This is a genomic window from Kitasatospora sp. NPDC048298 (assembly GCF_043201465.1).
Taxonomy (GTDB): domain Bacteria; phylum Actinomycetota; class Actinomycetes; order Streptomycetales; family Streptomycetaceae; genus Kitasatospora.
In genome coordinates this window covers 1-14,500 of the sequence record NZ_JBICYZ010000061.1, presented here as the reverse complement: position 1 = coordinate 14,500, position 14,500 = coordinate 1, and the positions used below count along the sequence as shown (strand labels likewise).

Annotated in this window: 12 protein-coding genes, 1 tRNA gene and 1 pseudogene; 5 read left to right on the top strand and 9 right to left on the bottom strand. The window is 74.4% G+C overall.

Annotation, left to right across the window (positions count from 1 at the left end; translation table 11 throughout):
• Positions 1 to 17 precede the first annotated feature (17 nt).
• The 7 genes from ACGF0D_RS33290 to ACGF0D_RS33260 all read right to left on the bottom strand — a co-directional run bounded on the left by ACGF0D_RS33290 (position 18) and on the right by ACGF0D_RS33260 (position 8,293).
• Entirely contained in the window at positions 18 to 2,423 is a 2,406-nt protein-coding gene (locus ACGF0D_RS33290; protein ID WP_392922634.1) for a glycoside hydrolase family 65 protein, read from the bottom strand.
• A 100-nt stretch (positions 2,424 to 2,523) separates the two neighbouring features.
• Positions 2,524 to 3,270: an HAD family hydrolase gene (locus tag ACGF0D_RS33285; RefSeq protein ID WP_392881834.1), complete on the bottom strand. Its 747-nt coding sequence runs from the start codon at positions 3,268 to 3,270 to the stop codon at positions 2,524 to 2,526.
• A gap of 144 nt (positions 3,271 to 3,414) precedes the next feature.
• Positions 3,415 to 4,215 carry a VOC family protein gene (locus ACGF0D_RS33280; RefSeq protein ID WP_392881831.1) on the bottom strand — a complete coding sequence of 267 codons (801 nt, stop codon included), beginning with the start codon at positions 4,213 to 4,215 and terminating at the stop codon, positions 3,415 to 3,417.
• A 249-nt stretch (positions 4,216 to 4,464) separates the two neighbouring features.
• On the bottom strand, positions 4,465 to 5,007 hold the full coding sequence (locus ACGF0D_RS33275; RefSeq protein WP_392922632.1) for an SRPBCC domain-containing protein: 543 nt from the start codon (positions 5,005 to 5,007) through the stop codon (positions 4,465 to 4,467).
• A gap of 132 nt (positions 5,008 to 5,139) precedes the next feature.
• Positions 5,140 to 6,840 (bottom strand): LCP family protein, encoded by a 1,701-nt coding sequence (locus tag ACGF0D_RS33270; protein ID WP_392922629.1) that lies wholly within the window; start codon positions 6,838 to 6,840, stop codon positions 5,140 to 5,142.
• Between the two features lie 523 nt (positions 6,841 to 7,363).
• Positions 7,364 to 7,439: transfer RNA gene (locus tag ACGF0D_RS33265), tRNA-Lys, on the bottom strand.
• 47 nt (positions 7,440 to 7,486) lie between these two features.
• Positions 7,487 to 8,293, bottom strand: coding sequence for a DNA polymerase beta superfamily protein (locus ACGF0D_RS33260; RefSeq protein WP_392922627.1), 807 nt, complete (start codon positions 8,291 to 8,293; stop codon positions 7,487 to 7,489).
• Positions 8,294 to 8,418: 125 nt separating this feature from the next.
• On the opposite strand from ACGF0D_RS33260, the gene ACGF0D_RS33255 reads away from it, so the two are divergent.
• From ACGF0D_RS33255 to ACGF0D_RS33245, 3 genes are all read left to right on the top strand, one after another.
• Positions 8,419 to 9,726: a DNA glycosylase AlkZ-like family protein gene (locus tag ACGF0D_RS33255; protein WP_392922624.1), complete on the top strand. Its 1,308-nt coding sequence runs from the start codon at positions 8,419 to 8,421 to the stop codon at positions 9,724 to 9,726.
• A gap of 10 nt (positions 9,727 to 9,736) precedes the next feature.
• The gene (locus tag ACGF0D_RS33250) at positions 9,737 to 10,498 is read left to right on the top strand and encodes an SDR family oxidoreductase (protein ID WP_392922621.1); all 762 of its coding nucleotides are present in this window, start codon (positions 9,737 to 9,739) and stop codon (positions 10,496 to 10,498) included.
• A 111-nt stretch (positions 10,499 to 10,609) separates the two neighbouring features.
• Entirely contained in the window at positions 10,610 to 11,305 is a 696-nt protein-coding gene (locus ACGF0D_RS33245; RefSeq protein WP_392922618.1) for a tyrosine-protein phosphatase, read from the top strand.
• Positions 11,306 to 11,312: 7 nt separating this feature from the next.
• Here ACGF0D_RS33245 and ACGF0D_RS33240 read toward each other — a convergent pair.
• Positions 11,313 to 11,771: pseudogene (locus tag ACGF0D_RS33240) on the bottom strand (RICIN domain-containing protein); the annotation flags it as partial.
• An 89-nt stretch (positions 11,772 to 11,860) separates the two neighbouring features.
• On the opposite strand from ACGF0D_RS33240, the gene ACGF0D_RS33235 reads away from it, so the two are divergent.
• Together ACGF0D_RS33235 and ACGF0D_RS33230 are read left to right on the top strand one after the other, a co-directional pair.
• Positions 11,861 to 12,955, top strand: a complete 1,095-nt coding sequence (locus tag ACGF0D_RS33235; RefSeq protein WP_392922616.1) for a hypothetical protein — start codon at positions 11,861 to 11,863, stop codon at positions 12,953 to 12,955.
• Positions 12,956 to 13,029: 74 nt separating this feature from the next.
• Positions 13,030 to 13,365: a hypothetical protein gene (locus ACGF0D_RS33230; protein ID WP_392881812.1), complete on the top strand. Its 336-nt coding sequence runs from the start codon at positions 13,030 to 13,032 to the stop codon at positions 13,363 to 13,365.
• Between the two features lie 99 nt (positions 13,366 to 13,464).
• Here the strand turns inward: ACGF0D_RS33230 and ACGF0D_RS33225 are convergent, their stop codons facing one another.
• A complete protein-coding gene (locus ACGF0D_RS33225; protein WP_392922614.1) occupies positions 13,465 to 14,298 on the bottom strand; it encodes a TIGR02452 family protein in 834 nt (277 codons plus the stop codon).
• Between the last annotated feature and the right edge of the window lie 202 nt (positions 14,299 to 14,500).

The following is a 14,500-nucleotide window of genomic DNA, read 5'->3' as shown; positions in this document are numbered from 1 at the left end:
GACGGCCGGGGCGCGGGCTACTCGGCCGCCAGGTGGTCCTGTTGGCCGAGTTTGCCCACCACGAGGCCGGCCTGGGGCTGGCGGCGGGCGGGTTCCCGGCCCGGGGGCTGGGCGACCCGCTCCTGGGCGGGCGGGACGGTGGTCGGCACGGTGACCGGGGCGCCGGTCTTGACCTGCACCGCCTCGCCGTCGTGCCGCAGGTGGAGGACCTCGCCGCGGCGCAGGGTGTACGTCGTCCGCTCGTGGGTGATCTCGATGCCGAGCAGGCGGCCGCGCACCAGCAGCGAGAAGCTCAGCCGCATCAGCCCGGAGGGCAGCCGGGGCCGGAACGAGAGCGTGTCGTCGTGGTCGCGCAGTCCGCCGAAGCCGGCCACCAGGGCGATGCAGGCCCCGGCGAGCGAGGCCATGTGCAGGCCGTCGCGGGTGTTGCCGCCGAGGTCGTGCAGGTCCATCAGGGCGGCTTCGGCGGTGTAGTCGTAGGCGAGGTCGAGCTGGCCGACCTCGGCGGCGATGACCGCCTGGGTGCAGGCGGAGAGCGAGGAGTCCCGGACGGTCAGCCGCTCGTAGTAGGCGAAGTTGCGGGCCTTCTGCTCGTCGGTGAAGGCGTCGCCGCGGACCTGCATGGCGAGCACCAGGTCGGCCTGCTTGACCACCTGCTTGCGGTACAGGTCGAAGTACGGGTAGTGCAGCAGCAGCGGGTAGTTCTCCGGCGGGGTGTGCTCGAAGTCCCAGACCTGGTGGTGGGTGAAGCCGTCGGCCTGCGGGTGGACGCCGCGGTCCTCGTCGTACGGGATGTACATCGCGGCGGCTGCGTCGCGCCAGGCGGCGGTCTCCTCGGTGTCCACGCCGAGCAGGGCCGCCTCGTGCGAGTGGCGGACGGCGGCCTCGGCGGCGGCGCGCAGGTTGCTCTGCGCCATCAGGTTGGTGAAGACGTTGTTGTCCGCGACGGCGCTGTACTCGTCGGGGCCGGTGACGCCCTCGATGCGGAACCTCCCGGCCACGTCGTGGTGGCCGAGCGAGCGCCACATCCGGGCGGTCTCGACGAGCAGTTCGAGCCCGTACTCGCGCTCGAACTCCGCGTCCCCGGTGGCCCGGACGTAACGGGCGACGGCGGCGGCGATGTCGGCGCCGATGTGGAAGGCCGCGGTGCCGGCCGGCCAGTACCCGGAGCACTCCTCGCCGCGGATCGTCCGCCACGGGAACACCGCGCCGGACAGGCCGAGTTGGATCGCCCGCTCACGGGCCAGCGGCAGGGTGGTGTGCCGCCAGCGCAGGGCCTGGTTGACGGCGGCGGGCAGGCAGTAGGTGAGCACCGGCAGGACGAAGGTCTCGGTGTCCCAGAAGCTGTGCCCGTCGTAGCCGGGGCCGGTCAGCCCCTTGGCCGGGATGGCCCGCTCCTCGCTGCGGGCGCCGGCCTGCAGGACGTGGAAGACGGCGAACCGGACGGCCTGCTGGAGTTCGACGTCGCCCTCGATCTCGATGTCGCTGGTCTCCCAGAACTCCTTGAGGAACTCGGCCTGTTCGGCGACCAGCCCGTCCCAGCCGGTGTACCGGGCGGCGGTCAGGGCGGCCTCCACCTGGTCCCGGAGGGCGGGCAGCGAGCGGGTGCCGGACCAGCCGTAGGAGATGAACTTGGCCAGCCGCAGCCGCTGTCCTGGCTCGAGCACGGTGGTGACGCTGATCCGGCAGTGGTCGGCCTCGGCCTCGGCGACGGTGTCGGACTTCTCCGGGCCCTCGATGACGTGGTCCATCCCGGCCGCGACCCGGATGCCGCTGTAGCGGGTGCGGTGCACCAGGACGGCCTTGGTGGCGCTGGCGTGGTGCGCCTCGGGTTGCAGCGGCGCCTCCAGCACGGCGGCGGCCCGTGGGTCCCCCTCGGGGCCGCCGGGCAGCTGCTCGTTGGCGACCAGCTCGGACTGGAGCACGATCCGCACCGGGCCGTCCACCGCCTCGACGCTGTACTCGACGGCGGCGACGGCCCGCTGGGTGAGCGAGACCAGCCGGGAGGAGCGCACCCTGATCGTCCGCCCGGCCGGGGAGGTCCACTCGGCCTCGCGGTGCAGCAGGCCCTCCCGGAAGTCCAACCAGCGTTTGTGGCTGATCAGTTCGCCGTAGCGCAGGTCGAAGGGCTCGTCGTCCACCAGCAGCCGGATGATCTTGCCGTTGGTCACGTTGATGACGCTCTGGCTGGACTCCGGGTAGCCGTAGCCGCCCTCGCCGTACGGCAGCGGGCGCAGTTCGAAGACGCCGTTGAGGTAGGTGCCGGGCAGGCCGTGCGGCTCGCCCTCGTCCAGGTTGGCGCGCAGGCCGATGTGCCCGTTGGAGAGCGCGAAGACGGACTCGGCGCGGGCCATCGAGGCCAGGTCCAGGCCCTGTTCGGTGATCTGCCAGGGATCGATCGTGAAGTTGGCCTCCGGGCTCACGCGCCCACCTCGCTGCGCTCGGCAGGGGCATTCGCCCACACGCACCTCTTGATGGCTCCCTCTCCCCCAGCCTCCGGCCGGGGGTACTCCCACCGCTCGCTCACGATTCGCCTCCCAGGAGTTCGGAGAGGTCCTGGACGACCACGGTGGCGCCGTCCCGGCGCAGTTCGGCGGCCTGGCCGGTGCGGTCCACCCCGACCACCGCGCCGAAGCCGCCGGCCCGGCCGGAGGCGACCCCGGCGAGCGCGTCCTCGAAGACCGCGGCGTGGGCGGGTTCGACGCCGAGGGCGCGGGCGGCGTACAGGTAGGTGTCGGGGGCGGGCTTGCCGGGCAGGCCCTCGGCCTTGGCGACGTTGCCGTCGACGATCACCTCGAACAGATCCTCGATGCCGGCCGCCCGCAGCACGTCGCGGCAGTTGGCGCTGGAGGAGACCACGGCGCTGGGCAGCCCGGCCGCGCGCAGCCGGTGCACGTAGTCGACCGAGCCCTGGTACGGCCGGACGCCCCGCTCCCTGATCAGCCGCAGCACGGTGTCGTTCTTGGCCCGGCTGATCCCTTGCACGGTACGGGAGTTGGGCGGATCCTCCGGGGTGCCCTCGGGCAGTTCGATCCCCCGGCTGAGCAGGAACGCGCGGGTGCCGTCCAGGCGTGGGCGGCCGTCCACGTAGGTGTCGTAGTCGGTGACGACGTCGAAGGGGACGAACTGCCCGCCGCTGCGGGCGGCTTCGGCGCGCAGGAAGGCGTCGAAGGTGTCCTTCCAGGCCGCGGCGTGCACCTTCGCGGTCTGGGTGAGCACCCCGTCGAGGTCGAAGAGGAAAGCACGGATGTCGTCCGGTAGCCCCAGCATGGGTGCAGTCTTACCCGGGAACGCGGGGGAAACCGCCCATTTCCCGGCGGCGCGTCGCGGGAAGGGCGGCTTCCGGCCGCGGGCCCGTCGGTCGGCGGGCCCGGGTCGATCGACCGGCCGGGGCGGGGCGGGCCACGGCGGCCGTTACGGGGAGTCGGGCATCTGGGCCTCGGGCGACTCGATGACCGCGAAGGCCGCGCCCTGCGGATCCTGGACCACCGCCATCCGCCCGGACTGCATGTCGAAGGCCGGCTGGATCACCGAGCCGCCGGCCTTGACCAGGGCGTCCACCGTGGAGTCGGTGCTGTCCACCGAGAAGTAGGTCATCCAGTGCGAGGGCGTGCCGGGCGCCAGGTAGTCGGGGATCCCCTGCATGCCGCCCACCGTGCGGTCGCCGACGTTGAGCGAGAAGTAGCCGTCCATGCCCTGGATGGTGGCCGGGCGCAGCCCGAGGGCCGGCTGGTAGAAGCGGCCGGCCGCGCCGGTGTCGGCGGTGTTGAGCTCGTTCCAGACCAGCGCGCCGGGCTCGTTGACCACGCCCGCGCCGATGAAGTCCATCGCCTGCCAGACGCCGAACACCGCGCCGGTCGGGTCGGCGGCGACCAGCATCCGGCCGACCGTGCCGACGTCCATCGGGTCGTACAGGACCGTGCCGCCGGCCGCGGCGATGGACGTCCTGGCCGCGTCGGCGTCGTCCGAGGCGAGGTAGGTGGTCCAGGCGACGGGCGGCACCGGCTGCCCCTCGGGCGCCATCTGCGCCATGATCCCGGCGACCGGCCGGCCGTTGAGCATGCACACGGCGTAGCCGCCGAACTCGGCCGGGCCGACCTCGCCCTGCCAGCCGAACAGGTCGCGGTAGAAGTCGAGCGCGGCCTGCTGGTCGCTCGCCATCAGGTCGACCCAGCACGGGGTGCCGGGCATGTACGGATCGGTGACTACGGGCATTGCTGGGCCTCCCGGAGGCGGTGGTGGCCGGCTGTGGTGGTCGGGGCGGTCGGGGTGGCCTGAGCCGTCCGGCCGTCTGGGCTGTCGGGGTGGTCGGGCCGCCGTCCCGGCCGGGCCGGGTGGGGGTGCGGCCCGGCCGGGAGGACGGCGGTACACCGCCACCTTCGGCCCGCCGCCGCGATCCCGCCACCGGACGGCGCCCTGGCGGGCGACCGGCGGCCGGACCGTCACAGGGCGTCCGCGGGGTGTTCACGGGGCGTCGTGGCGGTGCGCGGTGACGAAGTAGGGCTGCACCTTGCCGCTCTGCGCGTAGTCCTTGAGCCGGACCAGCAGTTCGGCCCAGGTGCCGGCCACCGCCGGGACGCCGTCCTCGCTGCCCGGCTGCCAGCCGCCGTGCCGGAACAGCAGCCGGGTGCGCTCGGGGGCGGTGGGCTGCCCCTCGGGTGCGGCGGGCCGGTCGGGCGCGGCGGGCCGGTCGGGCGCGGCGGGCCGGTCGGGCGTGGCGGGCTGGTCGGGCGTGGCGGGCTGGTCGGACAGCTCCCAGCTGATCCAGGTGCCGGCCCAGTGCGGTGGGAAGGAGCCGGCGTTGGTCCACACCACCCGGTCCCGGTCGGCGCGCTCCACCCGCAGCCGGAACGGCTCGGGGACGTCGGGGAAGTCGAACAGCAGGACGTCGCCGTCCCGGTCCGCCCCGGTGGTCCACCAGGCGGTCAGCCCGTCGTGCGTGGTGAGCGCGGCGAGCACCACGTCCCGGGGCGCGGCGATGTCGAGCTGGAGGGCGATCTCGGGCATGGGGTCCGCCTTTCGCGGTGACCGCTGGGTTCCCGCCCTGGGGCCCACCATGGCACGACCCCCGGGCCCGCGCGCCCCGGAGGGCGCCGGCCCGGGGGTCGTCCCCGTGCTCCGGTGATCAGGTCGGCCCGGTCAGCCGCCGCTGCCGAAACTGGTGTTCGCGCAGATGTCGTCGTCCGCGGAACGGGCCTCGTTGGTGATGGTGGTCGGCAGCGGCTGCGGGGGCGCCGGGACGCCGGGGGCCGCGGACGGCGCCGCGCCGCCGGCGGGCGCGCCGGACGCCATCCCCGCGGCGGCCGCGAAGTCCTGGCCGACGATCACCGAGATGCCCCGTGCGCCGCTGGGCTCCAGGCCGGCGCCCGGGAACAGCTCGGCGACCTTCTCGGCGTTGGCCTTCTGCCCGGAGCCGTACTCGATCGTGGTGGTCTTGTACTTGGTGCTCGCCGCCTGGCCCGCGGTGCTGGCGATGAACTTGGCGCCCTTCAGCTGCTCGGTCGCCTTGCCGGCCAGGCCGTTGACGAGCGTGCCGTTGTAGACCGCCACCCGGATCGCCGAGTTGCCGGCGTCCCCGGCCGGGGCGGCCGGGGTGGTGGCCGGCGCGGGCTGCTGCGGGGCCGGGCTGGCGCCGCCGGTCGGGGCGGCGTCCGGCTGCTGGCCGGTGGCGTTCTGGCCATCGATGGTCTGGTCGGCCTTGAGGGTCTCCCAGAGCTTGTTGGCGTCCGGCTGGACGAGGTCGAGGTCCTTGTCCTGAGTGCGGTAGCGCCAGGGCGCCGTCACGAACTTGAGGTCGTGCATGTCGATGTTCTTCAACGACAGACCGAAGGAGAGCAGCTTGTCGGCCGAGTCCAGCCCCGGGTCGACGACCAGCGACTTGGTGGCGGCGTCGGCCAGCGGCAGGAGGGTGGTGGGGTTCATCCCCTCCTTCTTGATCTTGCCGGCGAGCGAGCTCAGGAACGCCTGCTGGCGCTTCATCCGGCCGATGTCCGAGCCGTCGCCGATGCCGTGCCGCAGCCGGACGTAGTCGAGCGCCTTCTGCCCGTCCACCGTCTGCTTGCCCTGCGGCAGCACGAGCGCGCCCTTCTTGGGCAGCTTGGGGTTGATGTCCCCCTCGTAGATCGGCTGCGGCAGGCATATGTCCACGCCGTTGACGGCCGAGGTCATCGCGGCGAATCCGTTGAAGTCGACCACCATCGTGTGGTCGACCCGGATGCCGGTGAGCTTCTCCACCGTGTTCTGGGTGCAGGCCGGGTTGCCGTCGTCACTGCCGCCCATCGAGAACGCGGCGTTGAACAGGTCGACGTTGCCGCCCTTGGTCCACTTGCCGTTGGGCAGCTTGCAGGAGGGCAGCTCGACCTTGGCGTTGCGCGGGATCGAGATGCCCACGGCGTGCTTGTGGTCGGCGTAGACGTGCAGCAGGATCGTGGTGTCGGAGCGGGCGCCGCCGTCCTCGCCGCCGCCGAGGTCGGAGTTGTTCTTGCCGCGGCTGTCGGAGCCGATCAGCAGCACGTTGACCGGCTTGTTGCCGTCCGCGTCGGCCTGTGCCTCCGGCGGGCGGTTGCGGGCTATCGCGTCGGCGTCGAAGGACTTGATGTTGGCGTTCAGCTTGAAGTAGATCGCGCCGCCGACACCGGCTATGACCACCAGCACGCCCGCCGTCGACCAGGCGACGATCTTCTTCACGTTCTTCTTGGGCTTGGCGCTCTTGCGCGCCGCGGCCCGGCCTCCGCCCGCGGCCGCCGAAGCACCACCCTTGCCCTGGGCGGCACGGCGGGCTTCCGCCCGGCCGCCGCGCGGTCCGGGTACGGAGCCCGTGGCGTCTTCGGTCTTGGGCACGTCCCCACCCCGAGCCGGGCTCTCGCCCCTCCGACCTGACATGCGCGTACCTTTCACCGACGGAAGCGACGCCCCTGACGATCCGGCGCACCGCACACAGAGAGACGGTCCGGACCGTTCCCAGGTTGCACATACGACCGTCACCACTAACCGACGATCGTGGCTTCCGATCATATTTAGGCCCGACACGATCACCGACGCTCGCCCCTCGAACAACCCCATCGGCCGGTAGGCAACATCCGTACAGAACGGCCGAAAACGCCCTATTGCGACGTGACCCATGCCACTCCACCGGCACCGGGCCGACACCGAAATCCGGCCACCGGCACGCCCCGTGGGCGTCGTGGCGGCGGCACCCGCCGCGGACCCCGTCCCGCCCGCGGCGGCGCCGGAGCGGCCCACGGCGCACCGGGATCCGCAAGGCCGCGGCGAGGCAAGGGAGTTGGGCACGGGCCCCGCGGAGAGACCCGCGCCGGAGAACGGAGGAGGCCGGATCGGAGATCGCCCGATCCGGCCTCGCACGTGGTGGGCCACCAGGGGCTCGAACCCTGAACCTACGGATTAAAAGTCCGCAGCTCTGCCAATTGAGCTAGTGGCCCGCGGCCCTTGCGCACCCGGAGTTCCGGACGGGAGGACCACGGCGATCCTACCCGGTGGGGCCCAGGGCTCCGCCAGTGGATTGCACGGGCGTGCCGGGGTTGCGGAGTGGTTCCCGGGGCGGGGTGTAGTGGGCGGCGCGGACCCGGCGGAGCCAGGACTCGGCGGGACGCGGGTCGGGCGCGGCGGGCAGCACGCCGGGACGGGCGAGGCGGTCGGCGGCCCCGGCGAGCAGACCCTCCGCGAGGGTGGGACGGTCGGCGATGCGTTCGCCGAGTTCGCGGACGCGTTCGGGGTCGGGCAGCCGGATCAGGTTGCGGCCGGTCTCGTGCAGGCGGACGGCCTGCTCGACCAGCCGGACCAGGTGCCGGGCGTGCTTGGCGGCCCGGCGGCGGGTGGCCGGGTCGGTGGTGTCGCGGGTCAGCAGTTTGCGGAACTGCTGGTCGGCGTAGCCGAGGTAGGCCTTCCGCACGGCGGGCGCGCTGAGGAACGCCGTACGCAGGCCGACCAGTTCGTCGCCGAGCGGGGTGCGGACCTCGTACAGCTCCTGCGACAGCCAGACCAGTTCGGAGGCGGTCGGGTTGCAGCTCAGCGCCAGCCGGCACCACTTGGCGGCCTCGTGCAGGGTGAGGTCGGGCGCGGTGCCGACGTGCGACTCGGCGGGGCGCTCCAGGCCGTGCAACTCCTCGGTGGGGGTGGCGAACAGGCCCAGCCGGTCGATGTCGGAGCCGGCGTGGGCGAAGCCGTACGCGGTGGAACCGACGATGCCGGAGAGCAGCACCGTGCCGGGGACGGCGGGGACGGCGGGGACGGCGGGGACGGCGGGGAAAGCGGGGAAAGCGGGGACAGTGGGCATCGGCGGGCTCCTCTCGGACGGACGGGCGGGCACCGCATCCTCGTTCCGGCATCCTCGCCGCAGCGGGCCGCGCCCGGGAAACGAATTCCCGTCCGGGGCCGGTCCGGCCGCCGATACTGGGGCCCATGAAGCACGACCCGCTCACCGAAGGGCCCCCGGAAGCCGCCGGAACCGCCAAGCTGCGCGCCTGGTGGTCGCACCGGCAGTGGCTGGACCGCCCGCACACCGGCGCCGGTGTCGCCGAGGTGCTGGCCGCCACCGGCTGGGCCCGCTCGGTGGGCGGCGCGGCGCCGTACCTGGGCCTGTTCGCCCGGGCCGGGCTCGGACGGGCGGCGGTGGACGCGGCGGTGGCCCGGCTGGAGGTGCACGAGCTGCCGTCCGCGCGCGGCTGCACCTACGTGCTGCCGGCCGCCGACTTCGCGCTCGGACTGGCCGCCGGGGCGGCCGCGCCGGCGGGCGAACTGGCGGCGGCGGAGAAGCACCTGGGGATCGGCCGGGACGAGGTGGAGAAGCTCTGCCTGGCCGTCGAGCGGGTGCTGTCCGAGCACCGGCCGCTGGCCCCCGCGGCGATCCGGGAGGCGGTCGGCGACGCCGTCCGACCGCTCGGCGAGGCAGGGCGCAGGCGCGGCCTCACCAGCACCCTGCCGCTCGCCCTCGGGCTGATGCAGTCCCGCGGGCGGATCCGCCGGGTGCCCGTCAACGGCCGTCTGGACCAGCAGCGTTACGGCTACGTCGGCTGGGACCAGCCGGTCGCCGGGGACGCCGTCGACCTCGCCCACCGCTACTTCTCCTGGGCCGGCCCGGCCACCCTGCGGCACTTCCGCTGGTTCTCCGGCTTCACCGCCGCCACCGCCCGCCGGGCCGTCGCCGAGGCCGGCCTGGTACCGCTCGGGCCCGGCTCGGAACTCCTGCTGCCGCCCGGACTCGCCGAGGAGTTCGCCGGGTTCGAGGTGCCGGACGAGCCGCACTACACCCTGCTCGCCGGCATCGACGGCATCCACCTGCTGCACCGCGACCTGCCCCGGCTGCTCGACCCCGCCGACGCCGCCCGCCCGCTGCCCGCCGGCCGGGCCGGGCGGGTCTTCGGCACCGAGGCGGACCCGCAGACCCACGTGGTGCTCGACCGCGGCCGGATCGTCGGCCTCTGGGAGTACGACACCGAGCGCTCCGAGCTGGTCCTGCTGCCCTTCGTCCCGCTCGACGACGCCCTGCGGGAGGCGGCCGCCCGCACCGAGGCCTTCGTCCGGGACGACCTGGGCGACGCCCGCGGCTTCAGCCTCGACTCGCCGAAGAGCCGGGCCCCGAAGATCGCGGCCCTGCGGGAGGCGGCCGCGCGGGCCCCCGGCGCCCGGGGCCCGGCCGCGCGTGTCCAGGACCCGGGGGCGGGTGTCCGAAACCCGACCGCGGGTGTCCGGGGCGCGGCCGCCGGGTAGCGTACGGGCCATGCCGACCACCCAGACCGACGAGGTCCTGATCGTCACCGGCGCGAGCCGCGGCATCGGTGCCGCCACCGCCCTGCTGGCCGCCCGCCGCGGCTACCGGGTCTGCGTCAACTACCGTACGGACGAGGCCTCGGCGGCCGCCGTCGTGGACGCGATCCGGGCCGAGGGCGGCACCGCCCTCGCGGTCCGCGCCGACGTCTCCCGCACCGCCGAGGTGGAGCGGCTGTTCACCACCGTCGACGACGAACTCGGCCCGCTCACCGGGCTGGTGAACAACGCCGGCACGCTGGAGAAGCAGTGCCGGCTGGAGGAGATCGACGAGGACCGGCTGAACCGGATCTGGGCCGCCAACATCACCGGCCCGTTCCTGTGCGCGGCGCAGGCCGTCCGCCGGATGTCCACCCGGCACGGCGGGCGCGGCGGCGCCATCGTCAACGTCGGCTCGGCCGCCTCCCGGATCGGCTCGCCGAACGAGTACGTCGACTACGCGGCCGCCAAGGGCGCGGTGGACTCGATGACCCGCGGCCTGGCCCTGGAGGTCGCCGCCGAGGGCATCCGGGTCAACGCGGTGCGGCCGGGACTGATCCACACCGGCATCCACGCGCTCGGCGGCGAGCCCGGCCGGGTCGACCGGGTCGCGCCGAACCTGCCGATGCGCCGCGGCGGGCAGCCGGAGGAGGTCGCCGAGGCGATCCTCTTCCTGCTCTCCCCGGCGGCCTCGTACACCACGGGGGCGTTCCTGGAGGTCTCGGGCGGGCGCTGAGCAGCCCGCTCCGCCCCGGCCGGGAACGGTTTCGGCCGACGTCGTCCCGCCACCGGACGGCCCGCTCCGGTTTCCTTCCCCCGGTACGCCCCCGCCCGTACGGTGGTGGCCATGACCGACGCCTTCATCGACATCCCCGGGGTGCGCAACTTCCGTGACGCGGGCGGGATCGGCGCTCTCCGCCGGGGCGTGCTGTACCGCTCCGGGTCCTTCCACACCCTCACCGAGGAGGGCGCCCGGCGGCTCGAAGCCCTCGGCCTGCGGACGGTGTTCGACCTGCGCAGCGCATACGAGCTGGAGGCCTGGCCGGACCAGCGGCACGGCCTCGACCACGGCGCCCTCAACCTGCCGTCCCTGCCCCCGCATCCCAGGAACGGCGACCGACCCTGGCCCGAGGACCAGGCCGCCCTCTACCCCTTCATGGCCGAGACGGCCGGCCCCTCGATCGCCGCCGTCGTGCGCCGCCTGGCCACGCCGGACACGCTGGCCGCCGTCGTCCACTGCGCCGTCGGCAAGGACCGCACCGGGGTCACCATCGCCGTGCTCCAGTCCCTGCTGGGCGCCTCCGAGGCCGAGATCACCGCCGACTTCCTGCTCTCCAACGTCGGCCTCGGCCTCGACAAGGGCCCCATCCCGTACTTCGACGAGACCGGCACCGAGCGCCTCTCCCGCCCGGTCGGCGCCGAACTCCTGGCCTCCTCCCTGGCCTGGATCCACGACCGCCACGGCACCGTCCCCGACTACCTCCGCCACCACGGCACGACGGACGCCGAACTCGACGCCGTCCGCGCCCACCTGTCGGACTGACCGGGACTCAGCCCGCCCGGCGCTCGAAGCGCCACCACTGGGTCGGGGCGTCGACGTCCTCGTGCTGGTGGACGTCGGCGTCCGGGGTGTCGCCCGCCGTCAGGGACTTGCCACTGATGAAGCTGCTGACCGTGTAGGTGCCGGGGGCGTCGACGTGGGCCTCCAGCAGCCACTCCTGGGCGCCGAAGGCGTTGGCCCACCACTGCTGGATCCGGACGCCGTCCTGCGTCGAGGCTCCGGTGACGTCCAGGCGCTTGCCGCTGTGGACGTTCTCGATGTGGAACAGCGCGCCGCCCGGGTGGACGGCGGTGAGGCGCCAGAGCTGGGCGTCGCCGCCGTCGTCCGCGCCGAGGACGATCCGGGCACCGCCGCGCCGGGAGGCGCCGGCGACCTGCAGCAGCAGGCCGCTGCCGACGTTGCGGACGAGGTAGCTGCCGTCGGTGATCTCGGAGTCCGTCACGCCCGCAGTCTGCCACCGGGCGCCGACAGACCCCGTACGGCCGGGGAAGCGGAGGAGTTTCCACCGGACCGGCCGCGCCCCCTATGCTGCGGCGAATGTCCACCGAGCAGATACCGTCGCACCGTCAACAGCCCACCTTCGCCGAAGCCGTGGCCGCCCTGGAGGCCGTGGTCGCGGCCGGGGACGACGAGCGGTTCGGGCCCGCCCTCGGGCTGGTCGGCGGGCTGTTCGGCGCGGCCGACCCGGCGGAGCGGGTGACGGCCGGCCCCCGGCTGGCCGTGCTGCTGCCGGACGCCCCGCCGTTCCCCCGCGCCCACCTGGCGATGGTGGTGGGCGCCTGCGTCGAGCACGGCGCCGACCCGGTCGCCTGCTCCGGCCCGGTGCTGGCCGGCCTGCGCGGGGCGCTGACCGGCGCCCAACTGCTGGTGCGGCGGTGGGTCTCCACCGGCGGCGGCCCGCTGCCCGACGCGGAGCAGGACGATCCGGCCGAGGCGCACGAGCGGATCGCCGACCCGGCACACCTGGACGAGTGGCACGCGCACCTGGCCGTGGTCGCCTGGTGGACGCTGCACCTGTGGCAGCAGGCGGCCTGGGCGGTGTACGCGCACGCGGAGGTCCGGGCCGAGGCCCGCGCCTCGGGCGTGACCGAGGTGCTCCTGGAGCTGTTCGACCGCTACCGGGGCGAGCAGCACGACTTCAAGGGCCTGGTCCACCTGGCGCTGATGCTGGACGACGAGCCGCTGCTGGTCCTCGACCGCCCCACCGGCACCGGCTACCTGCTGCGGATGAGCGGCCTGAGCGACACCTTCCAGCTGCACACCCTGCTCGCCGACGTCCTGATCGGCGGCGGCCACCTGCCCGGCGCCCCGCAGGACCGGGAGGTGGTGGCGCTGGCCCGGACGGCGTTCCTGGACGGCCGCCGGGTGATCGCCACCGGCGCCTTCAACCTGGTCGCGCCGGACGGCTCCTGGATCTGGAACGAGGGGACGCCGAGCGACGTCCCGGTGGTGGACGGCGTGCGCACCCTGGTGCTGGAGCCGCTGCCGTACGAGCGGAGCTGGTCGGCCGGGCGGTTCATCCAGGAGGTCCCGGGCGACCTGCGGCTGGAGCGGGTGCTCGACCCGGCGGAGGCCGCCCGCCGGCTGGCCGCCACGGTGCCGGGGCAGACGCCCGCCGAGGCGTTCCGGTAGGAGGCCCCGACGGCCCCGACGGTCCACCGGGTTATGGTCGGAAACCGACACAGCCCCTACGAGTGGAGTCGACGATGGCGAAGGTCCCGAACGTTCTCGCGGCGGCCGCGCCCGCCGCGCTGACCGCGGCGAGCGGTCTGGTCGGCGGTTACGGCGTCGCCCGCTGGAGCGGCCGGCGCGAACTGGGCGGCGCGGTGCTGGCGGTGGCCGGCGCCGGGGCGGCCGCGCAGTGGCGCCGCAGCTCGGGCACGGGCACCGCGGCGGCGCTGACCGGCCTGTACGTGGCCGCCTTCGGCGGCTCGCACCCGCTGGCCAAGCGGATCGGCGCCTGGCCGTCCGTCTTCGCCGTGACCGGCGTGGTCGCGGCGGCCTCCACGGCCGCGACGGCGCTCTCGGCCCGCCGGAAGTAGCCCACCGGAAGCAACCTTCCGGAAGCAGCCGGCCGGAAGTAGCCCGCCGGAAGCAGGCCGCCGCCGGGGGTGGCCGGCCCGGCCCGCGGGCGCGGCCGGCTACCGGACCGCCGCGCCGAACCGGGCCTCGAAGGCGGCCCGGTTCGCGGAGACCGGCGAGCGGTCCCAGACCGCGAACACCACCTGCTCGAAGGCCGCCCCGTACCGGGCCAGCGCCCCCTCGAAGGCCTCGGCGACCTGCACCGGGTCGTTGCGGAACACCCCGCAGCCCCACGCGCCGAGCACCAGCGTGCGCACCTCGTGCCGGGCGGCCGCCGCGAGCACCCGCACGGCCCGCTCGGCGAGCACGTCCCGGACGTCCGCACCCGGCGAACGTCGTTCCAGCTGACCGGCGTTGGGCGCGGGCGAGGTCAGGAAGGTGACCGGGTACGGCTGTGCCAGCAGCTCGCCACGCCCGTCCCGGATCACCGGCACCGCCGGTGAGACGATCACCCGGTGGCTGTACCGGAGGTCGGTCGAGGCCCGGTGCGCCTCGTAGTAGTCCGGCGCCTCCAGCAGGCAGCTGTACAGCAGCGCGCCGCGGCACAGGTCCTCCTCCTGGGCGCGGGCGCCGCGCAGGTAGCCGCCGCCGGGGTTGCGCGCGGAGGCGAAGTTCAGCACCCCGACCGGCCCCGCCCCGGCCGCGACCAGCCGGCGGGCGGCCTGGATGCTCCCCTCGGCCGTCACCTCGATCCGCCCGGCCGCCGGCCCGGGGCCGGCGCCCCCCGCGGCCAGCAGCGCCGCCAGGCCCTCCGGCGCGTACGACACCGTGCCGGCCTTCGCCGCCGCCAACTCATCCCCCACCTGAACGAGTTCGCCCCCGGTCGTCCGGTAGCTCCCCCGCTCGGCGATCCCCTCGTTCACCCGTGCCACTTCGTGCAGTCTGCTGCTCATGGCGGCGACGCTACGGGACCGCCGCGCCCGCGCGCCACAGGTTATTCTCACCTCCAGAACAACACCTCGGGGCGCCCCGGGGAAACGCGAAGGGCCCGCTCCGGGGGCTTGGGTTCTAGGAGTCGTTGCAACACCCCAGTTCAGGGGATGCATTGGACTTCGAGATCCGCAAGGACCGGACGGCCCAGGGGCCTGTGAAGCT

Coding starts and splice junctions, on each gene's coding strand:
- ACGF0D_RS33230 (WP_392881812.1), top strand. CDS start 13,030: ATGGCGAAGGTCCCGAACGTTCTCGCGGCGGCCGCGCCCGCCGCGCTG.
- ACGF0D_RS33250 (WP_392922621.1), top strand. CDS start 9,737: ATGCCGACCACCCAGACCGACGAGGTCCTGATCGTCACCGGCGCGAGC.
- ACGF0D_RS33280 (WP_392881831.1), bottom strand. CDS start 4,215: ATGCCCGTAGTCACCGATCCGTACATGCCCGGCACCCCGTGCTGGGTC.
- ACGF0D_RS33260 (WP_392922627.1), bottom strand. CDS start 8,293: ATGCCCACTGTCCCCGCTTTCCCCGCTTTCCCCGCCGTCCCCGCCGTC.
- ACGF0D_RS33245 (WP_392922618.1), top strand. CDS start 10,610: ATGACCGACGCCTTCATCGACATCCCCGGGGTGCGCAACTTCCGTGAC.
- ACGF0D_RS33255 (WP_392922624.1), top strand. CDS start 8,419: ATGAAGCACGACCCGCTCACCGAAGGGCCCCCGGAAGCCGCCGGAACC.
- ACGF0D_RS33275 (WP_392922632.1), bottom strand. CDS start 5,007: ATGCCCGAGATCGCCCTCCAGCTCGACATCGCCGCGCCCCGGGACGTG.
- ACGF0D_RS33285 (WP_392881834.1), bottom strand. CDS start 3,270: ATGCTGGGGCTACCGGACGACATCCGTGCTTTCCTCTTCGACCTCGAC.
- ACGF0D_RS33235 (WP_392922616.1), top strand. CDS start 11,861: ATGTCCACCGAGCAGATACCGTCGCACCGTCAACAGCCCACCTTCGCC.
- ACGF0D_RS33225 (WP_392922614.1), bottom strand. CDS start 14,298: ATGAGCAGCAGACTGCACGAAGTGGCACGGGTGAACGAGGGGATCGCC.